The 19,186-nt window shown below is 41.1% G+C and carries 22 protein-coding genes; 18 read left to right on the top strand and 4 right to left on the bottom strand.

Annotated elements, in window-relative coordinates; translation table 11 throughout:
- Nucleotides 1-111 precede the first annotated feature (111 nt).
- From C1A12_RS04450 to C1A12_RS04465, 4 genes are all read left to right on the top strand, one after another.
- On the top strand, nt 112-1,146 hold the full coding sequence (locus C1A12_RS04450) for a TRAP transporter substrate-binding protein (RefSeq protein ID WP_101842629.1): 1,035 nt from the start codon (nt 112-114) through the stop codon (nt 1,144-1,146).
- 42 nt (nt 1,147-1,188) lie between these two features.
- The gene (locus tag C1A12_RS04455; protein WP_101842630.1) at nt 1,189-1,755 is read left to right on the top strand and encodes a TRAP transporter small permease; all 567 of its coding nucleotides are present in this window, start codon (nt 1,189-1,191) and stop codon (nt 1,753-1,755) included.
- Nucleotides 1,752-3,023 (top strand): TRAP transporter large permease, encoded by a 1,272-nt coding sequence (locus C1A12_RS04460; protein WP_101842631.1) that lies wholly within the window; start codon nt 1,752-1,754, stop codon nt 3,021-3,023. The genes C1A12_RS04455 and C1A12_RS04460 overlap by 4 nt, the downstream gene beginning before the upstream one ends.
- Nucleotides 3,024-3,145: 122 nt before the next feature.
- On the top strand, nt 3,146-4,162 hold the full coding sequence (locus C1A12_RS04465; RefSeq protein WP_235001535.1) for a LacI family DNA-binding transcriptional regulator: 1,017 nt from the start codon (nt 3,146-3,148) through the stop codon (nt 4,160-4,162).
- A gap of 243 nt (nt 4,163-4,405) precedes the next feature.
- On the opposite strand, the gene C1A12_RS04470 is transcribed toward C1A12_RS04465, so the two are convergent.
- Nucleotides 4,406-4,960 (bottom strand): shikimate kinase, encoded by a 555-nt coding sequence (locus C1A12_RS04470; RefSeq protein ID WP_101842633.1) that lies wholly within the window; start codon nt 4,958-4,960, stop codon nt 4,406-4,408.
- 208 nt (nt 4,961-5,168) lie between these two features.
- Between C1A12_RS04470 and C1A12_RS04475 the strand changes: the two genes are divergently transcribed.
- Nucleotides 5,169-6,221, top strand: a complete 1,053-nt coding sequence (locus tag C1A12_RS04475) for a hypothetical protein (protein ID WP_101842634.1) — start codon at nt 5,169-5,171, stop codon at nt 6,219-6,221.
- Complete coding sequence (locus C1A12_RS04480; RefSeq protein ID WP_101842635.1) at nt 6,205-6,528, top strand: hypothetical protein; 324 nt, start codon at nt 6,205-6,207, stop codon at nt 6,526-6,528. Before C1A12_RS04475 ends, C1A12_RS04480 begins: the two co-directional genes overlap by 17 nt.
- Nucleotides 6,529-6,530: 2 nt before the next feature.
- On the opposite strand, the gene C1A12_RS21030 is transcribed toward C1A12_RS04480, so the two are convergent.
- Nucleotides 6,531-6,689, bottom strand: coding sequence for a hypothetical protein (locus tag C1A12_RS21030; protein ID WP_159462137.1), 159 nt, complete (start codon nt 6,687-6,689; stop codon nt 6,531-6,533).
- A 304-nt stretch (nt 6,690-6,993) separates the two neighbouring features.
- Here C1A12_RS21030 and C1A12_RS04485 point away from each other — a divergent pair, with 304 nt between their 5' ends.
- The 11 genes from C1A12_RS04485 to C1A12_RS04535 all read left to right on the top strand — a co-directional run bounded on the left by C1A12_RS04485 (nt 6,994) and on the right by C1A12_RS04535 (nt 16,557).
- Complete coding sequence (locus C1A12_RS04485; RefSeq protein ID WP_101842636.1) at nt 6,994-8,421, top strand: aldehyde dehydrogenase family protein; 1,428 nt, start codon at nt 6,994-6,996, stop codon at nt 8,419-8,421.
- Nucleotides 8,422-8,468: 47 nt separating this feature from the next.
- Nucleotides 8,469-9,476: a zinc-binding dehydrogenase gene (locus C1A12_RS04490; protein WP_101842637.1), complete on the top strand. Its 1,008-nt coding sequence runs from the start codon at nt 8,469-8,471 to the stop codon at nt 9,474-9,476.
- Nucleotides 9,464-11,224 (top strand): thiamine pyrophosphate-binding protein, encoded by a 1,761-nt coding sequence (locus tag C1A12_RS04495; protein ID WP_101842638.1) that lies wholly within the window; start codon nt 9,464-9,466, stop codon nt 11,222-11,224. The genes C1A12_RS04490 and C1A12_RS04495 overlap by 13 nt, the downstream gene beginning before the upstream one ends.
- Nucleotides 11,225-11,245: 21 nt before the next feature.
- Complete coding sequence (locus C1A12_RS04500) at nt 11,246-11,482, top strand: hypothetical protein (RefSeq protein WP_101842639.1); 237 nt, start codon at nt 11,246-11,248, stop codon at nt 11,480-11,482.
- 42 nt (nt 11,483-11,524) lie between these two features.
- Entirely contained in the window at nt 11,525-12,382 is an 858-nt protein-coding gene (locus C1A12_RS04505) for a sugar phosphate isomerase/epimerase (protein WP_101842640.1), read from the top strand.
- Nucleotides 12,383-12,559: 177 nt separating this feature from the next.
- Complete coding sequence (locus C1A12_RS04510) at nt 12,560-12,802, top strand: hypothetical protein (RefSeq protein ID WP_101842641.1); 243 nt, start codon at nt 12,560-12,562, stop codon at nt 12,800-12,802.
- Nucleotides 12,803-12,838: 36 nt separating this feature from the next.
- Nucleotides 12,839-13,267 carry a hypothetical protein gene (locus C1A12_RS04515; RefSeq protein ID WP_101842642.1) on the top strand — a complete coding sequence of 143 codons (429 nt, stop codon included), beginning with the start codon at nt 12,839-12,841 and terminating at the stop codon, nt 13,265-13,267.
- An 812-nt stretch (nt 13,268-14,079) separates the two neighbouring features.
- The gene (locus C1A12_RS04520; RefSeq protein WP_101842643.1) at nt 14,080-15,270 is read left to right on the top strand and encodes a sodium:proton antiporter; all 1,191 of its coding nucleotides are present in this window, start codon (nt 14,080-14,082) and stop codon (nt 15,268-15,270) included.
- Nucleotides 15,271-15,397: 127 nt separating this feature from the next.
- Complete coding sequence (locus tag C1A12_RS04525; RefSeq protein WP_101842644.1) at nt 15,398-15,685, top strand: YrhK family protein; 288 nt, start codon at nt 15,398-15,400, stop codon at nt 15,683-15,685.
- A 254-nt stretch (nt 15,686-15,939) separates the two neighbouring features.
- Nucleotides 15,940-16,281: a hypothetical protein gene (locus C1A12_RS04530; RefSeq protein ID WP_101842645.1), complete on the top strand. Its 342-nt coding sequence runs from the start codon at nt 15,940-15,942 to the stop codon at nt 16,279-16,281.
- Between the two features lie 93 nt (nt 16,282-16,374).
- Nucleotides 16,375-16,557, top strand: a complete 183-nt coding sequence (locus tag C1A12_RS04535) for a YjzC family protein (protein ID WP_101842646.1) — start codon at nt 16,375-16,377, stop codon at nt 16,555-16,557.
- A gap of 186 nt (nt 16,558-16,743) precedes the next feature.
- Here C1A12_RS04535 and C1A12_RS04540 read toward each other — a convergent pair whose 3' ends face one another.
- Complete coding sequence (locus C1A12_RS04540) at nt 16,744-16,923, bottom strand: type Z 30S ribosomal protein S14 (RefSeq protein WP_101842647.1); 180 nt, start codon at nt 16,921-16,923, stop codon at nt 16,744-16,746.
- 71 nt (nt 16,924-16,994) lie between these two features.
- Nucleotides 16,995-17,693, bottom strand: coding sequence for a DUF421 domain-containing protein (locus C1A12_RS04545; RefSeq protein WP_101842648.1), 699 nt, complete (start codon nt 17,691-17,693; stop codon nt 16,995-16,997).
- A 308-nt stretch (nt 17,694-18,001) separates the two neighbouring features.
- Here C1A12_RS04545 and C1A12_RS04550 point away from each other — a divergent pair, with 308 nt between their 5' ends.
- On the top strand, nt 18,002-19,051 hold the full coding sequence (locus C1A12_RS04550; protein WP_101842649.1) for a 2,3-butanediol dehydrogenase: 1,050 nt from the start codon (nt 18,002-18,004) through the stop codon (nt 19,049-19,051).
- Nucleotides 19,052-19,186 lie beyond the last annotated feature (135 nt).

The following is a 19,186-nucleotide window of genomic DNA, read 5'->3' on the forward strand; positions in this document are numbered from 1 at the left end:
TTGATTAATAGAATGAGCTCATTTAAAATGTAGTAAATGTTCCAATCAATTAGATCGATCTAATTAAGATGCCCTCTTATTAGATCGATCTACTAAAGAGGAGTGGATTTCATGAAGAAAATAACGCTCATTGGATTATTGGTCGTTGTTGCGATCTGGGGTGCTGGCTATTATCTTAATACCTTACAAGCCGCTGGTAAAGAAACGAAAACGATGAGACTGGCTGTAGTAACTTCAGAAGACCGGTCTTTAACAAAAGGACTCTATAAGTTTCAGGAAATCGTGGAAGAGAAGACAAATGGAGAAATTAATGTAGAAGTCTACGCTAATGGAGTACTAGGCGGGGACAGAGAAGTGCTGGAAGGGTTACAGCTTAACACCATTCAAGGGACAACGATGTCTACCGGCCCTATCGCTCAATTTGCTGAACGATATCAGATTTTCGATCTGCCTTTTTTATTTCCTGATCGAGAAAGCGCTTACGATGTTCTGGATGGACCTGTCGGCGATCAGCTGTTGGACGATTTAGATGAACAAAATTTAAAAGGATTGGCTTACATGGAGAACGGGTTTAGGCAGCTTACGAATAACAAGAAAGAAATCAGTAATCTGGAGGATATTCAAAGGTTAGATATACGAACGCTTGAAAATGAACTTCATATGTCCATATGGAATCAACTAGGCGCAAACCCCACTCCTATTAGTTATACGGAATTATATTTAGCGCTTGAACAAGGAACGGTAGACGGACAGGAGAATCCTGTTGGTAATGTGACGACAGCTAACTTCTATGAAGTTCAGGAGTATTTAACGAAAACAAATCACGTTTATAATGCAAGCGCCTTCATGGTTAGTAAGCCGTTTTGGGATTCTCTGACGGAAGATCAAAAGGATGTTATGTCAGAGGCTGCGATTGAATCTAGAGACTATCAGCGAGAACTCAACCAAGAAGAAAGTGAAGAAGGCTATGACTTAATAGAGGAAGAAGGAATGACGGTTACGGAATTATCTAAGGAAGAAAGACAGGAAATGGTAGAGGCTGTTAGACCTGTTTATGAAAAATACAAATCCATTGTCGGAGAGGATTTATTAAACCAGGTTTTTGAGGATGCGAATGGATTTCCATTGGAAGAGTTAGAAAACTAGGGAGACATCGATCAGGGAGTTCGAATAAAAGGAGATGAACGGATGAAAGCCATCAAATGGTTAGACAGACACTTTGAAGAATCGCTTCTCGTGTTCTTTTCAGTGATTATGGTTACTTCTATCACTTTACAAATTTTCATGAGATTATTTGGGGAGTCCTTAGGGTGGTCGGAAGAGTTAGGAAGATATTGTTTCATTTGGCTGGTGTATATAGGGATTAGTTATGGAGTTAAAAAACAGAGACATATAAAAGTGGATGTGCTGCTGTTATTGCTTAAGGAAAGAGGCAAAGTGATTCTAACTATGATTTCAAATGTCATTTTCCTAATCTTTGCTGTGTTCGTAGTCTTTTATGGATTAGAGATTGCCTACAAAATTCTGGAGTGGGGCCAGACGTCTCCGGGTTTGCATCTTCCTATGGGGCTTGTTTACCTGGCAACACCAGTAGGCATGGGGATTACGGCTGTTCGAATTATTCAACAGATCATTAACCAGTATGCTTCTTTAAAAGGGAAAGAAGGTCAGGATGAAGAAAAAGTGGACAATCTTAATACGAGAACCCATGTGCTCGTCCATGAACAAGAAATGACAGGAGGAGGAAGATCATGACAGCTACACTTTTGTTTGGCGGTTTAGCGGCTTTGTTACTCATAAGTGTTCCCATCGGGATTGCACTTGGGGTAGCTTCTCTGCTTGTACTGCTTTATAGTAATGCGCTGCCTGTTGAATATATCACTCAAACGTTAATTACGGCTGTGGATTCCTTCCCGATCATGGCCGTTCCTTTCTTCATCCTAGCTGCTGAAATTATGGGTAAGGGAGGGATCTCTAACCGCCTGTTTAACTTAGCTAATACACTGGTAGGCCACAGAACAGGTGGTTTTGCGATGGCTACCATTGTCACGTGTATGTTCTTTGCAGCCATATCCGGGTCGGGCCCAGCCACTGTGGCCGCGATCGGGGGAATTATGATCCCACCCATGGTAAAAATGGGGTATGACAAAAGGTTTGCCACTGGTCTGGTCGTTGCGGCCGGCTCGATCGGCGTTCTTATCCCGCCAAGTATTCCAATGGTGATCTATGGAATTGTCGGAAGCGCATCTGTCGGCGAGTTGTTCATCGCAGGTATTTTGCCTGGCAGTTTAGTAGCTGTTGGGTTAATGGTTTATGCCTATTTCTACTCGAAAAAGATGGGCTATAAAGGTACAGGTGAAAAGTTCACGCCTCAGCGCTTTCTGAAATCCTTAGGTGAGGCTAAATGGGCACTGCTGATACCGATTATTATCATAGGGGGAATTTATGGAGGAATATTTACCCCCACTGAAGCAGCGGCAGTTGCCGTCATCTATGCATTGGTAGTAGGATTTTTCTTATATAAGGAACTTAAACTAACAGACCTCCCCCAAATATTTGCTGATTCCGCTTTGACCACGGCTACCGTGTTGATCATTATTGGGGCAGCTACTGTATTTGGACGAATCCTGACCATTGAACAAATTCCTTCTCAAGTCGCCAATTATCTGCTGTCCATTTCGGAGAATCCGATTGTCATCGTTATGCTGATCAGTTTGCTTCTGCTAATTGTCGGCTGTTTTATGGACACACTTGCAGCCATTATTATTCTAACTCCTATCCTGCTTCCTATTGTGGCAGACATTGGATATGATCCTGTTCACTTTGGTGTGATTATGGTGGCTAATCTTGCAATTGGGTTTATCACGCCTCCGCTGGGAGTTAATTTATTTGTCGGCTCAGGCATCTCAGGATTATCTATTGAATCTCTTTCGAAGGCTGTGATTCCATTCTTTATCGTCATGATTTTTACATTGATGCTTATCATATTCATCCCGCAGTTTTCTCTCATGTTTTTAGAGTAAAAAGCGACGAATTTTAAAATTGAATCCATGATTCTCTCGTAAATTGACAGTATAAACCAATGCCAATATACTTAGTAATAATTGAAGGATTTAATCTAATTCGTTTGTTTGAGGTGAACAATTTGAGCAAAAAAAAGGCTCGCGTGACTTTAAGCCAGGTTGCAGAACACGCTGGAGTGTCTCGAGCGACCGCATCCCTTATCGTACGCAACAGTCCAAACATTAAAGATTCGACTCGGGATAAAGTATTAGCCTCTATGGAGGAATTAGGGTATGTTTACGATCGTGTAGCGGCGAACTTAAGAGGACAGAGTTCTACGACAGTAGGCTTAATTATCACAGATATTGCCAACCCATTTTTTGCCGAACTTCTAGTGGGTGTCCATAGCAGACTTGAAGAAGAAGGATATACGGTTATTCTTGGTACCACGTTCGATTCAGAGGATAAGCAGAAGAAACTAATCTCAACCATGATGGAGCATCGGGTCGGAGGAATTATTTTATGTCCGGTGTCTGACAGCTCATCGATCAATATGGAGAAATTGAAAAACTGGAATTTATCTATCGTAACAGCTGTTAGAGAAATAGAAGGACTGCCTTGTGATTACGTAGGGATCAATTATCTTGAAGGGGCCAAGATGGCCGCCCGGCACCTTATTGATAAAGGACATAAGCGTATTGCTTTTGTCGGAGGGAACTCCGAATCTTCCGCCTGGAAAAACCGGAAAAAAGGATTTGAGCAGGCCCACAAGGAAGCGGGGATAGAAGTAATTGAGTCCCTGATCGTAGAGAGCTCCGCTGAAAGAGTAGGCGGTGTGGAGGCGATCGAGCGTGTGATGGCAGAGCCTGATCCACCTAGTGCAGTCTTCTGTTTCAATGACCTGGTTGCCTTTGGAGCGATAGAAGCTTTGCGCAATGCAGGGTATGAACCTGGAAAAGATATAGCAGTGGTCGGATTTGACAATGTGGAAGCATCAGCCACTTTATCTTATCCGCCCCTGACTACGATTTCTTCCCACGCTAAAGAAATCGGAAGTAAAGCTGCAGATTTACTGCATCACCGTATCCAAAACAAAGGGGAAGAAGAAAACCAGCGCATTATCCTGCCGCCAGACCTTGTCATAAGAGCGTCAACTTAATGAACATTAAAAGGCTGAGACAAAACTGAATAAAGCATAAAATAATCCGAACGATTCTATGAAATCAGTTCGGATTATTTATGTTAAATCGCGCGCGGGGTACCAGGTACCGAAATACACACCTGGCACTTCGCTCTTTGTCAGCTTTTAGGTACCTGGAACCCTTATGTTCCCTGGCTGCAATAGAGCTGCTCCACTGTTGCAGTCGTTTTTTGCCATTATTGCTTAAAACCTCTTTTGAATTCAGTCATACAGACTCCATGCCATTTTTAAGGAATCTGTAATATAATCAGCCGCCTCTTCTTCATTAAAGTCATCGGTAACGAGTATAGAATTATGATCAGAATACGTGTTTTTTCTTTCATAAAACAACGCTTCGATTTCCTCCACTGTTTTTCCCTGCAGCACGGGCCGGCTGTCTACTAAAATACTGAGCCTCTCTTTCCAGGAATCCCAGGAAATATCTAAATAGAAAACAATACAATTCGAAAGACACGCATTACGTATTTCCTCTTGCAGAAAAGCTCCTCCTCCAAGAGAAATAACTTTCAATTTTTGCTGACAAGTAGTCATAACCATATCTTTCTCTTCTTCACGAAAGGCCTTTTCCCCAATGGCTTTAAAAATTTCCGGAATCGGTTTTTGATGCTTTTCTTCAATTTCTTTATCTATATCGATAAAGCTCCTGTGAAGCTTCTGGGCCACCAATTTCCCGACCGTGGTTTTCCCTACTCCCATGAATCCAATGAATACAATACTTTTCTCACGCAGAGGGATTTCCTGCTCCAGTTTTACCATGCACATCACCTTTTCTGCCGTTCATAAAATTATAAAGATTGCAACGATTATATTATATTTGGTGGTATTTGTACAATTCCCATGCATAGTTTTTCTTAAGTGTTCGCTTTAAGAGTTCATGGTTATGACTTAATGGAATTTTAAGTAAATTTATAGTGGATATTCTTTTTACCATTGTCACTAATCTGCAAAGAAACGAGGGGGTTCCATGTCTGCAAAACAAAACAAACGAGATATTGAAGCCCAATTGGAAGATTTATCAAAAAGCTACGATGATTTTTATGAGAAGCTCCGAACAGCTCGAACCACTTCAAAAGGGACCTATTCCTTTTCCCAGCACATAAAAGTGATTGGGTCCTTGCTGATGGATTTTCACAATAACTTGTGGCCGCTTATCACTAGCGGTTTTGGCGGAATTGCTTTAATCTGGGGTACCTTTGGTTTTGACAGCTTATCTTTAGAATATAAATTATTGAGCTGGATTTTATTTGTACTCATTCTCGTTTGGTATTATGACCGGAAAGCAATACTCCTTTCTACCAATGCGTCGGATGAGAAATTTAACTTAGATGCTTACCGTAAATATAGAAAAGATGATTTTATTCGTCACTATGATTACTTTTATGATCAGTTATTCTCGTTTAAAGAGTTGTTGGATGACTTTAATGCAGTTATGGGAGACAATGACATCGTGGAGCGGGAATTTTTTATCAACACTCTTAAAGAAAAAGATGAAGAAATTGAAGAACTCTCTAAGTCTCTTGTTATCACTACGGAATCCATGGAAATGCATGAATACCGAAGCAAAATTTCTTTGAACACTTTAAGAATATTTGATTTCTTAGCTCAGGGACGATTAGATTATAAGGACCTGCATTTTGGGGTGGATTTTGCCATATATAAAGTAGAGGAAGATCATCTATCTTTGCAGGAAAAAGATGCCGTCGATTACATTTTTGAGAAAAGGGTGCCATTAAATACGGATCACCATTTAACGAACGTACTAAATAAGAAACCAAAAGAATATGTAGTTGAACGGGAGAGACATATAACGTGGTACCTGGAACCTACATCGACCGAGAAATACGTCGTGACACTTCCTTTGAACGAGAGAGACAACGACAAGTTGAACCCTTATTCGGAACTTGGTAAGATGAACATAAGAACCGTCGTTACGTTAATGAGTAACTTCATCGTTTTGATCGGGATGCTCAACGATTTAGCTGGTAACGGAGAGGATGATAATGATCAAGAGAGCTAAATATGTAAGAAATGCTAAGATCACTGACCAGTCCCTGGGAAGCATTAAACTCATCCGTTCTACTACGAGCAAAGCAGCTCGCGTTGTAAGCAGCAATGAGTTAAGCGTTCATAATCTTAAGCATTTAAATACGATTAACTTATCTCCCTTAGATGAAAAACAGCTTGAAGAACTATCTCGATCTACACATCAACTTGCGGAAGACAATTATAAATTGATTAACAATGTCAATCGTTCACGGAACAGAGACTATATAAAAGAATTAGAAGAATATAAGAAACAACGGAATGTATATGCTAAACCATAAGTTCAGGTCTCAGGCCTGAACTTTTTTAATATTTCTTTGGCTTCGCGCGAATTTTTTTCGATCTTTCCAATTAACTTCTGGTTATGTTCTTTGATGGCCTCTGTGTGCTTCTTATTCATTTCGATGAGCTCCTGGTAGCTGTCGTTAAAACTTTTTTCCACCTGACTATGCCTCCTAATGGTTTAACTCCCTAAATGATTCTATGTAAGTCTAGATTCCCTTGTGATTGGTGGACTGGCTCTTTTATAGTATGTGCTTCACTTAAACTATTAACCTTATCGCTACGCATCTATTCTATCTTAATAAAGAATCACCGAAAGTTAGCTATTGATTTTTTTAAATGTTTATCGTAGGATGATGATAACGGTTACATTAGATCGATCTAATTTTGGCGGTTTCAATGAATACTCTCTTTTTTTAAGCTTTTATTAGATCGATCTAATAAAATTCAAAGAGGTGATAGCAATGCATAAATCACAACCCTTTATCGGAGGAGAATGGATCTCAGCCGACAGAGAAAAACTTGAGATAAGAAGCCCTTTTACTCAAGAAGTCATTGGAGAACAATATTTAGCTACAGCAGAAGATGTAGAGCAGGCACTCAACCAAGCTTATACAAGTAAAAAGGAAATCAGAAACATTCCTACGTTTAAGAGAGCTCAAATTTTGAAAAAGGCATCGGAGTTATTAGAAGAAAATAAACAGAAATTTGCTGAGATTATTTCCAGTGAATTAGGCAAGCCTTTGAAGAACACTTTAGGTGAAGTAGATCGATCTATTGAAACAATGGAATTATCTGCGGAAGAAGCAAAACGGCTTCATGGAGAAACTTTGCCAGGAGATGCTTCAGAAAGAGGAGTAAACACTGTGGCCTCCACTCACCGCGTACCTGCGGGTGTAGTAGCCGCCATTACGCCATTTAATGCCCCGTTAAATCTAGTTTGTCACAAAGTAGGTCCTGCATTTGCAGGAGGGAACGTCACCATCTTAAAGCCTGCCCCGCAAACGACTTTGGTGGCAGCTGAATTTATTAAACTATTATTAGAAGCCGGCTTTCCTAAACAAGCCATTCATATGGTACTTGGCGGTGTAGAAACAGGTCAGCAAATCGTTCGCGATGATCGAGTGAATGTGATTTCGTTTACGGGAGGCACGGTCGCTAGTAAAAATATTTGTGAAACAGCCGGGATTAAGAAAGTGCTATTGGAATTAGGCGGCAATGCAGCAACCATCGTTCATGAAGATGCAAACATAGCCGATGCAGCCACTCAATGTGCGAAAACAGGATACAGTAACTCAGGTCAAAGCTGCATCTCTGTTCAACGAATTTATGTTCACAAATCGATCGTCGACGATTTTGTTCCTCTTTTAAAACAAGAGGTTTCAAATCTGAAAACGGGTGATCCGTTACTTCCGAATACGGATGTTGGCACGCTTGTTGATGAAAACGCTGCGGACCGAGTGATGGAATGGGTTAACGAAGCTGTTCGTTTAGGAGCTGAAGTAGTAACCGGAGGAGAGAAAAAAGGAGCTTCTGTTGAACCGACTGTTCTAATTAACCCGCCTAAGCAAAGTAAAGTCGTTTGTCAGGAGGTTTTCGGTCCTGTCGTCAGTGTCATTCCCTACGACAACTTAGAAGAAGCTGTGGCAGAAGCCAATGACTCTTCGTTTGGCCTGCAAACAGGAATATTCACCAACCAAATTGACCTGGCTTATCAAGTAGCTGATGAACTGGAAGCAGGCGGTGTCGTGATCAACGGCACTTCGAATTTTCGATTAGATCATTGGCCATATGGAGGAGTGAAACAAAGCGGGATTGGAAGAGAGGGTCCTCGCTATGCCATCCAGGAAATGACCGAACCCAAATTGATCGTACTTAAACTACCTAAATAAGAATCTGCCATACAAGGGATCAGCAGAAAAGGATTGGGGTGATAAACATGATGGGATTATATTTGAAAAATCCGAGTGATCTAGAATTAAAAGAATTCGAGTCTATACCAACGCTTCAAAATGATGAAGTGAAAATCAAGTTAATTTACGGAGGAATTTGCGGATCAGACGTCAATGTTTACAAAGGAATGATCGAGCATGCCAGCTATCCTGTTTTACCTGGGCATGAATTAGTCGGTGAGATTGTGCAGAAGGGGCAGCACGTCAAAGAAGAAATCGGACAGCGGGTCGTTATACAGCCGAATTCATTTTGCGGAGAGTGTGACTACTGCAAAGAGGGCCGCACCAATATTTGTCCTGAAAAGAAATCTTTAGGGGTGAATGAGAACGGAGGATTTGTGCAGGAGTTTGTCATTTCCTCGAAATACATCTTACCGATTCCAGAAGACGTATCCAATGAAAAAGCAGTGTTAATCGAACCCCTTGCCGTCATTGTTCACGGATTTAAAAAAGTGACGATCACTCCAGACACTACACTTGCCATTATCGGCTGCGGGGCCGAAGGGATGCTGGCCATCGCTCTTGCTTATTATTTAGGCGCCAATATAACCGCCGTGGATATTAATGGAGAGAAATTAGAGAAAGCCAAACATCATTACAGTGGGATAACGACCTGTTACCCGGAAGAAATAAACGATGGAACAATTGATGTTGTGATTGAAGCTGCAGGTGCAAAGCAATCGTTTGAGCAAGGTGTTGATATCTTAAAGCCAGGAGGGGCCATGGTAGTAGTGGGGATGGCTTCGAAAGCTGAAATACCAGTCATTCGAATGGTACGTAAAGAATTAACGCTGTTTGGATCGATCATTTATAACTTTCCGGAGGACTTTTTAACAAGTATTGAATACTTACAGGAAGAGGAGTTTAGTGTACAACCTGTGATTTCAGAAATACTTCCTTTGAAGGAATATAAAAAGGCTTATCAATATGCGGCGTCAGGTGAACACGGAAAAGTAATCCTAAACTTTCAGGAGGGTGACACATGGAGAAGTTAGTTTCGAATTTGCTGGTTAATTACCTTGAAGATCGAGGAGTCGAGCACGTCTTTGGATTATGCGGCCATACCAATATTGCTGTACTGTCCGAACTTGAGAAGAGTTCAGTGAATTTCGTTAATGTAAGACACGAACAGATCGCAGCACACATGGCCGATGGTTACGCAAGAGCAAAAAAACAGACATCTGTAGTTCTGAGTCACTTAGGGCCAGGATTAACCAATGCCGCGACAGGAGTAGCGAATGCAGCATTAGATTCGATTCCGATGGTGGTGATTGCAGGTGATGTGCCAAGTCATTACTACGGTAAACATCCACACCAGGAAGTAAATTTACATGCCGACGCTTCGCAGTATGAAATCTATCGCCCATTCGTCAAACGATCCTGGCGGGTAGACCGTCCGGATCTTTTTCCAGAAATTATCGAAAAAGCCTTTCAGCTTGCGGAAACCGGCAACCCCGGCCCAGTCCTGGTGTCCGTTCCGATGGATATCTTCTCTAAGAAGATTGATGAAGCCTTATTCGAAAAAAACAAGCACCACACGAAAGCCATCTCCAAGCCTTCCATTGATGATAAAAAGGCAAAAGAAATTATCCAGACCCTTATTGATGCAAAAAACCCGCTGTTTTACGTCGGAGGAGGAATCATGCTGGCTGATGCAGCTGAAGAGTTAAGAGAACTAGTCAACCATCTGGATATACCTGTCGCTCATTCCTTAATGGGCAAAGGTGCTGTCTCTGATGAGATCGATCTAACGCTTGGCATGACTGGATTCTGGGGAACTAAGTTTATTAATGATAAATGTAAAGAAGCCGACTATATATTCGCCATGGGCACCCGGTTTGCAGAAGCGGACAGCAGTTCATGGGAATCAGAATATACCTTTAACATTCCGGATACTAAACTAATTCAAATCGATATCGACCCGAATGAAATAGGCAGGAACTATCCAGTTGAATTAGGAGTCGTAGCGGATTTGAAGCAAGCGCTTACTGTCTTAAATCGCATTGCCAAAGAAATGATTCCTGAAGGATTAAATAATGAGCAAATCAGGAAGGAAATTGCGAATAATAGACTAGCCTTTAATGAAAGCAATCGAGAGCTAAAAGAAGATAACAGCTTTCCTATGATGCCTCAACGAATTTTAGCCGATGTACGTGAGGTACTCCCAAGAGACGCTTATATTACAACAGATGTAGGCTGGAACAAAAATGGAGTCGGTCAGCAATTTCCTGTCTATGAAGCGGGAACCATTTTCACCCCGGGTGGATATGCCACTATGGGCTTCGGTGCCCCGGCTGCTATGGGAGCTAAAATCGCCTCCCCTGAGAAAGTTGTGGTCTCCCTTGTCGGAGATGGAGGATTTGGCCAGAACCCAGCCTTATTAGCCACCGCTGTTGAAGAAAATATCCCTGTTATATGGGTGGTTATGAATAATTCCGCTTACGGAACAATCGCCGGACTTGAAAAAGCTCATTTCGATACCACTCACGGAACGGTGTTTGAAAGAAATGGAGAATCATACAGTCCTGATTATGCAAGCATTGCAAAAGCATACGGAGTCGATGGGGTGAAAATCAAGTCAGCGGATGAATTTAAACCTGCTTTACAGCAGGCGATTAAAGCCAATAAGCCTTTTGTTATAGATGCACCGATGATTAATAACCCTGTTCCTACGGATGGACATTGGAACATTATGGACATTTATTCCCCTGATAAAAAAGTTCATCACGCGAGTGTCAATTAGAGAAGAAAGGAGGAGTCGGCCATGCGTCTAGCTCACCTGAATGAAATGTTTAGTTCGTTTGGATACGATGCGCTTAATGACATTTTTGCTATTCAACAAGAGAACTTATTAGAAACAGAACGAAGAAGATTAATCAGGCTGGCCATGGAGCAGGAGTCAGATGAACACTTAAAAGAGCAAGTGAGCCAAATTAAAGAAACAACCGAAGACGAACAAGTGAGAGCCCGACAGCTTTTAGATTTAGTGAAGGATCATTAGCCATGAGTCATTTATTCGGATCAGTTATAAGGAGGAATTGAAATGACCAAGAAGTTCTCCCTGGCTCATCTAACCGCCCTCGGCTGTTCACCGCCCGAGCTGACGTATATAGCTTCTCGGGCGGGCTATGATTACGTAAGCTTGCGTCCAATTTATATGGGGCTTCCTGACGAACCTAATTATGAATTAGCCACAAATAAACAAATGTTCCGGGAAACCAAATCAGCTCTTTTAGATACCGGGATTCAATTACTAGATATTGAATTGGCCCGCGTATATGACGGAGTCGACCCCAAAAGTTATGTACCTGCGATGGAGGTAGCTGCAGAGCTGGGCGGAAGTCATATCCTCAGTAGTATCTGGACGGATGATCGTAACTATGCGATCGAGCAATTTGCTGAAATATGTGAGTTAGCGAAACCATTTGGACTGACAGTGGAATTAGAATTTGTTCCTATCGCAAGTGTGGATAATCTATCGGGGGCGATCGACGTTCTTAGGCAGGCAAACCAGGAAAACGCCGGCTTAATGATCGATATCAATCATTTCTATCGCTCAGGAGATAAAGTAGAAGATTTAGATGCTGTCCCGCAGGATTGGTTTCGATATCTTCATTTATGTGACGCGTCGACCAAACCTCTTAACTCTAAAGAAGAAATGACGAGAATCCTTCGGGAAGAACGTCTGTATTTAGGAGAAGGGGGAATTGATGTAAAGAGTATAGTAGATCGCATTCCGGAAATCCCTTATTCTATTGAAATGCCACATGCTAAGCGTGTGCAAGAATTAGGATATGAAGAGTTTGCCCGTCGTTGTTTACAAACGGCCAAAGATTATTTCAACGAGCTTCTCCGCTCGAACGATCCGCCATATAGTCGTGCGTATGGGAATGGAGGCTGAAGCTAAATAAGCGTTATCGAAGGAACAACCTCGATAACGCTTTTTTTAATTCTTCTAACAATGTTTAACTCAGTTATAATGAAACCTACTCACAATTTGTATCGTTATAAGATAAAAATAGGAATATATGGGAAATCATAGTTGCGATTTATAAAATTAAGTAACGGGAGGGGCAACATGCATTTACAAGATAGTAATAAGCTGATTACAGGTGCACTCTTTATCTTAACTTCGGCCATTTTACTTTCAGCCCAGTTTATAACGGCAGCGATTCTTTCTGTTAACCGTAACAGCTGGTCGTCTGAGGCCATCTTTAGTGTATTGGGTAGTGCAGGGTATGTGTTGATTTCGTTGAGTATTGGTTCATTGGCGGCAGGGATTTTTTTCATGGTTTCAGGACTGCGTGGGCAGTCTGAGTAATACGCCCGTTTTCTATTCATAAGGAGGCTTGTTCTTATGAAAAAAATAGCTTCATTATTTATAGCTTTTTTCCTTTTTTCGTCTATCTCTGTGCATGCGCTAGACTGGGCTCCCTTCGTTGTATGGGAGGGAAAAGTTTACAATGTAACAGAAGAAATAATACCTGAAGAAGAAATAGGAGAGGTCATCGGAGAAGTGAACACAAAACCGAATGAGAGAACAGGGAGTTATTACGGAAATGCTTCCAATGTATATCCAAAAGGTACCAATTACTATGAAATAGAAGGCACTTCCACCGATGCTGAAATAGCAGTAAAAAAAAGCAATAGCAATGGGGTAAAAGCGGAGTACGCACAAGACGCTCCTTTTCACTTGATGAATTTAGCCGTCAATCCTTTCGTGATGATGCTACTAGGAGTGACGCTGGTGATTCTGGTTATCGTCTCTTACAGAAGGTTCAAATAGAATCGGTTTAATAGATAAAGATTTGTTGGATAGGAGGAAATTGTGAGAAAACACTTTAATAATAAAGTGTTACTATATACGTTTTATTGTTTTCTGGATTTTCTATTATAGTTGGAATTATTACGGAATCTATTAAAAAGAATAAGAAAAGTTACACCCATTAAAATTTCAAAAAATATAATGTACAGCTCTCATGATGGAATCATTAATCGAAGGCCAGCCTACATAAAAAATAAGTTTGCACCTAGATCTCATAAAGCTGCGAAAAAAATTATTCAAGAAAGGAAGAGGTTTTATTTATATTGGGGACATAGTAATCCAAGTATTTTTCCTCGTTCTAATTGTTGCCATTATTGGAGGAGGTGTATGGTTATTAACTTCTAAAAAGAATAAATGGAGATGCAATTACTTGTGTATGAGCAGTTAATAATAATTTGAGGAGGATAATTATGGGGTTTTGGTCCGTCGTAATCGTTGGAGTGCTTTCCATAGCAGGCTGGATTTCCATTTCTTATTTTCAATCAACATCGGAAGAATATGACAGTAGGAAGAAAAGTTAAAAGGCTTTTCTTCAACAAGAATCACATAGTCGATGGTATTGCCAACCACTATTTCTCATTAAAAATGAATTTCTTGGTAATAAGGCCGCTTCCTTAAACTCGGATGGTAAATAAAAACTTTCCCGAATGGTGGAAGTTTCAGTCCTCAGGAAATCGGATAATCAACCACTATAACTGAAATTAGTCCTTATCAAGAATTTTGCCTCCACAGGACCCGGAGGTTTTCATATTTTAATGAGAGGTGGGTTCATCTTGCAGACTACGCACTATATTTTACTGATTTTCATTGGGTATATTATCTTCACCATCGATAAAAAACAGAAAAACTTCCCTGTTCCGACGATCCTGGTCCTGCTAGGGATCGGCCTTTCGCTGATTCCTTATTTCGCATCAATCGAAGTGACCAAGAACATGATTTATCATATTTTTCTGCCGCCTCTGTTATTTTCCTCTGCCTATCGGTTTCCTGCCAAAGGGTATAAGGAAAATGCGGGGATCATCAGTGTACTTGCTTCAATCGGGATCATGCTCACCGTTACATTGCTTGGGGCAGCGATATTTGCGCTTAGTGGACCGTTTGTCTCGTTATCATTTGTCGGCGCTTTAATGATCGCTTCAATCTTGACGCCGACAGACCCGGTATCTGTGACTTCAATCCTGAAAAATTCGACCGGGAATGAAAAAATGGCAGACATAGTGGAAGGGGAATCCTTGATCAATGATGGGACAAGTATCGTCATCTTCACCGTTCTCGCGGGGATTCTCACAGAAGAAAAATCATTTGGGTTTTTCTCGTTTTTAGGTGAATTTCTGTTCGTGTCCCTGGGCGGTGCTTTGATTGGTTTATTATTTGGATGGCTTGTCAGTAAGGCTGTACATTTTACGCATAATCGAGAGTATCAGGTGATGCTTTCCATTGTATTAGCGTTTGGGGTATTCAACCTGGCCGAACATTTTCATTTTTCCGGGGTTCTGGCGACGGTTTTTGCCGGAATCATGCTTTCCTTTGAATTTGGACGAGCGATCAAGGAAGACGACCTGCGTGACAAGCTGGATGGTTTCTGGAATATCATTGAGCTGACAGTATTAGCTTTGATCTTTCTTTTAATCGGCATTCAATCGGCACAGCATCTTTTATTTGGTGCCTGGGGATTTGCTATCATCATCTTCGTACTCTCCTTGATCATACGTTTCCTGATCATATTCAGCACAACCCAGCTATTTCCGCACTGGAGACAAAAGATCAGCGCTCGAGAGTCGATTATGCTTACCTGGTCAGGGCTAAAGGGAACAATGTCCATTTATCTTATCCTAAATCTCCAATCGAGGGGCGGGGAAGAAGTCGGTTTGATTCTATCGCTTGGATTTGCCGCCGTGTTGGTTTCATTAGTCGTCCAGAGTCTGGGGGTTTATCCGCTCTCCAAAAAATTGATGAAACAATAAATATAGGGAAGAGGATCCTGATCGGAAAAGCCCCCAGTTGTTGGGGCTTTTCTTATTGGATACGTTTAAAAGAAACTAAACGTAGGTAATGTAATACAGAGAATAACAATAGAAAGGGGAAAGGAGAATGCCTAAATTAGCAGAGGATAAAAATTATTTAGATTTAAAAGCTGGCCGGTTTCGTGTGTTTTTCTGGAAAAGATATAAGTTCATCTCTCTCTTTAACGATGTATTAGTCGGAGTGTTCTTTATTACGGGCAGCAGTTTAAACTTCTTTTCGATCACGGCATTGTGGGGAAATCTTTGTTATCTTCTGGGGAGTTTATTCCTGGGGACACGTCCAGTCCTCAAATTTATACATGATACAACGTTAAAAAATGAAGCGAAAAAAGCTTATTCACGGGAAGGCTATTAGCCACAAGGCATGTGCGTTGCATTAAACTTTCTGGTGTGAGTTATAGAGACAAAAAGATCTCCTATGCGTTATGTTAGTAATAAGAAAATGTCAACAGGCCATAAGCGGCATTTGTTATTAAAAAACAATTACCAATATTTCAATCATTTTACAAGTCGAATTAGCGGGAACTTTTATGGTTTAACTCTACTGGAAAACGAGAATGTACCTTAATGTAAGATAATAAAACTGAAACTTGAAGGAGGCTAGATACCATGGCTAAGAATAATAACAACAATAGAAACACGATGAGTGTGGAAGAAGCAGGAAAGAAAGGCGGAGAGAAAGTAAGTCAGAAATACGACCAGGAACATTTTGAGAATATCGGTCAAAAAGGTGGAGAAACCACTTCTCAAGAACACGGTCAGGACTTCTATGAAGAGATAGGCCAAAAAGGCGGCGAAACAACCAGCCAGGAATATGACCAGAAACACTTTGAGAACATCGGCCAAAAAGGTGGGGAAACCACCAGTGAAAAATACGGTGAAGAACATTATGAAAAAATTGGACAAAAAGGCGGCCGTAACTCAAGCAGCGGATCCAACCGAAGCTCATAATTACAGCCGCAGTGACTCAAATGTAAAGGTCTTAAGAAATTGGTTACTGGCATAAACAATTTCTTACCCAAATTATAACGGAGGTGCTTAATCATGGCAAATAACAAACAGTATAAAACAGGTGAAAAAGCTCCAGAAAGCGGTAAGTATAAAGTAGACAAGCTGCAGAACGGCAATTCCGCACAGGATAATACAGAAATCAATCTTAATGAAGGAGATCAGTTCCCGCCTTCTCCTTCAGAGAATGAGGCGGCATATTGGGTAAAATCTTCATAAAACTCTCAAAGTAATCCCCTTTTGTATACTTAGGGGATTACTTTTTTGCATTGTAATAAGATGTAGGAATAGGTGATCACCTTGAGGTCCTTAGAAAGCGGAAATATAAACATAAGTTCCAATTGCTTTTAATAATGAAAAGCTGTTTTAACGCCGACCCCTTTGATTAAAACAGCTTTTCTATAATTACCAGCTAGCCTTTTTAACTCCTGGGATTTGCCCTTTGTGGGCGAGTTCTCTAAAGCAGATTCTACATAGTCTGAATTTACGAAGTACTCCACGAGGACGTCCGCATCTTTGGCATCTTCTATAGTATTGAATTGATTTCTTGTTCTTTTGTTTTTCTGTCAAAGCTTTTTTAGCCATTAAGCAACACCTCCCTTTAAATAAACAGATCTCTGCAAGTGATTATCTTCCTTAATAAGAACTCCCCAAGATTACTGAGTCATTTCATCATCTTTTCTGTCGATATATAATGTCCCGTTCGGGAGAACCTCTGCGTAAAAAATTTGCTCAAGGTTTGATTGGTTCAGGCTTTCCAGCTGCCGATACAGCCAGTTTTCGTCCTTCCCTAACCTTTGTAAATTTTGGGGAATTATTTTCCCGTCACTAATTACTTCGGTGGCAAGAGGGTAAATATTATCTGTAGGAAAGATGTTTAAGTCTTTCTTCGTTGCAGGCTGATTGCTTTCATACTTCATCACAGAAAGCTTGCCGCTGGTCTCAAATATAGCAAATTGTACCTCTTGCAGAGTGAAAATATTTTTTTGTCTTAGTAAGGTGCGGAGAGCGTCAATATCAAACCGAGTGGATCGAAGGGCGTCTTCCATAACCCGTCCTTCTTTAATCACAATAATGGGTTCACCTGTTGTTATTTTACGAGCTCTTTTCGATTTTATATCGATAATGCCCATAACTAGAGTAAAGGCCGTCCATAAAATTAGTGCGGTGACGCCGTTTGTTTTACTTAGATTGGCATTCACTGCTAAGTTCGCAGTAATCGATCCTATAGCTATGGCTGACACAAAGTTGAAAAAAGTCATTTGGCTTATTTCTTTTCTTCCCATAATTCTAGTAAGAATAAAAAGCACAAGGAAAGATAATAAAACTCTCAATATAAGCTCAGATGTATTCACTTTATCAAACCCCTTATTATTATTTTGCGAAAATAGGTTCCGCGTATTATAGCTGGAAAGGAAACTGATGGATGTAGATCTCAAATATATTTCCTGTGTTATAGACGGCTCACATATTAAGCTTGGGTTAATAAGGGTCTGGTTATGCATACAGAAGGAATGTATAAGCAGGGCGTCTTATTGAGAGAGTAAGAAATCAAGACTGTCCGTAAGAAGTTTAACCGTTAATACAGAACAAAATGATACGTTAACTCGATAAAAACTTCGGGTAAACTACCTAAGATACTTACTTATAGGAGGGGGTTACAGTGAAAGCAGCTGTATGGCATGGCCAAAAAGATCTTCGAGTCGAAGAAACTGAATTAAGAGAGCTTAAAGATTCGGAAGTCAAAGTGAAAGTTGCCTGGGCTGGAATTTGTGGCAGTGATCTCCATGAGTACGAAGAGGGACCTGTATTTGTCCCTACGGAAAAACCTGATCCTTTAACGGGAGAGACCACTCCATTGACTATGGGCCATGAATTCGCAGGAGTTGTAGAAGAAGTAGGGTCAGAGGTGAAGGATTATAAGCCTGGTGATCGTGTCACGATTAATCCGACACTGACGTTTGGGAAGAAATCAGAAGACCTGGATCCCTACTTTGGCTTCGCTTTTATCGGTTTAAGCGGGGATGGCGGGTTTGCCAAATTTGCCAATGTACCGGAGAAGAATGTGTATCACTTACCGGACCCGCTTTCTTTGCAGGATGGTGCTTTAGTCGAACCGACGGCAGTAGCGGTACAGGCTGTCAAAGAGGCTGAACTTCTTTTCGGCGATACAGTGGCCGTATTCGGGGCAGGACCAATCGGTTTATTAACGATTGATGCGGCCAAAGCAGCTGGTGCCAGCCGGATTATTGCTCTGGATCTATCGAAGGAACGATTAGAAAAGGCAAAGCAAATGGGAGCTACAAACGTTATTAATTCTGGAGAAGTAAACGCAGTGGAAGCCATTAAGGAATTGGAACCAGAAGGCGTGGACGTTTCTTTTGAAGTGGCTGGTGTAGGAGCGACTTTTGAGCAGGCTGTTGAAGTGACTACACCTCGAGGAACTATGGTCGTGGTATCCATCTTCGCCAGTCCTATTGAATGGAACCCATTTCAACTGACAGCGAAAGGCATTACGATTAAGTCTTCACTTGCCTATACACCAACAAGTTTTCGTCAGACGATTGATTTAATGGCAAGAGGGCAGTTAAAACCACAAGAAGTTATTACTGATCATATTGGGCTTAATGATATCGTCGAGAAAGGCTTTGAGGAATTGTCTAACAATAAATCCCAGGCAAAAATCTTAGTAGAATTGAGCGGCGAAAACTAACTCGTAAAGACATAAGGAACTTCCTGCAGAAGGAAGTTCCTTTCAGCTTGTGGAGAAACCCCTGTTTTTCCGCAAGCTTTTTTCTTGCCGCCAGGAGCGAAGGCGCCTTCCCTTTTTAGCGGACGAGCGCACGAG

Source organism: Halobacillus sp. Marseille-P3879 (genome assembly GCF_900240285.1).
Taxonomy (GTDB): Bacteria; Bacillota; Bacilli; order Bacillales; family Halobacillaceae; genus Halobacillus_A.

Coding starts and splice junctions, on each gene's coding strand:
- C1A12_RS04450 (WP_101842629.1), top strand. CDS start 112: ATGAAGAAAATAACGCTCATTGGATTATTGGTCGTTGTTGCGATCTGG.
- C1A12_RS04455 (WP_101842630.1), top strand. CDS start 1,189: ATGAAAGCCATCAAATGGTTAGACAGACACTTTGAAGAATCGCTTCTC.
- C1A12_RS04460 (WP_101842631.1), top strand. CDS start 1,752: ATGACAGCTACACTTTTGTTTGGCGGTTTAGCGGCTTTGTTACTCATA.
- C1A12_RS04470 (WP_101842633.1), bottom strand. CDS start 4,960: ATGGTAAAACTGGAGCAGGAAATCCCTCTGCGTGAGAAAAGTATTGTA.
- C1A12_RS04475 (WP_101842634.1), top strand. CDS start 5,169: ATGTCTGCAAAACAAAACAAACGAGATATTGAAGCCCAATTGGAAGAT.
- C1A12_RS04480 (WP_101842635.1), top strand. CDS start 6,205: ATGATCAAGAGAGCTAAATATGTAAGAAATGCTAAGATCACTGACCAG.
- C1A12_RS04485 (WP_101842636.1), top strand. CDS start 6,994: ATGCATAAATCACAACCCTTTATCGGAGGAGAATGGATCTCAGCCGAC.
- C1A12_RS04490 (WP_101842637.1), top strand. CDS start 8,469: ATGATGGGATTATATTTGAAAAATCCGAGTGATCTAGAATTAAAAGAA.
- C1A12_RS04495 (WP_101842638.1), top strand. CDS start 9,464: ATGGAGAAGTTAGTTTCGAATTTGCTGGTTAATTACCTTGAAGATCGA.
- C1A12_RS04500 (WP_101842639.1), top strand. CDS start 11,246: ATGCGTCTAGCTCACCTGAATGAAATGTTTAGTTCGTTTGGATACGAT.
- C1A12_RS04505 (WP_101842640.1), top strand. CDS start 11,525: ATGACCAAGAAGTTCTCCCTGGCTCATCTAACCGCCCTCGGCTGTTCA.
- C1A12_RS04510 (WP_101842641.1), top strand. CDS start 12,560: ATGCATTTACAAGATAGTAATAAGCTGATTACAGGTGCACTCTTTATC.
- C1A12_RS04515 (WP_101842642.1), top strand. CDS start 12,839: ATGAAAAAAATAGCTTCATTATTTATAGCTTTTTTCCTTTTTTCGTCT.
- C1A12_RS04525 (WP_101842644.1), top strand. CDS start 15,398: ATGCCTAAATTAGCAGAGGATAAAAATTATTTAGATTTAAAAGCTGGC.
- C1A12_RS04530 (WP_101842645.1), top strand. CDS start 15,940: ATGGCTAAGAATAATAACAACAATAGAAACACGATGAGTGTGGAAGAA.
- C1A12_RS04535 (WP_101842646.1), top strand. CDS start 16,375: ATGGCAAATAACAAACAGTATAAAACAGGTGAAAAAGCTCCAGAAAGC.
- C1A12_RS04540 (WP_101842647.1), bottom strand. CDS start 16,923: ATGGCTAAAAAAGCTTTGACAGAAAAACAAAAGAACAAGAAATCAATT.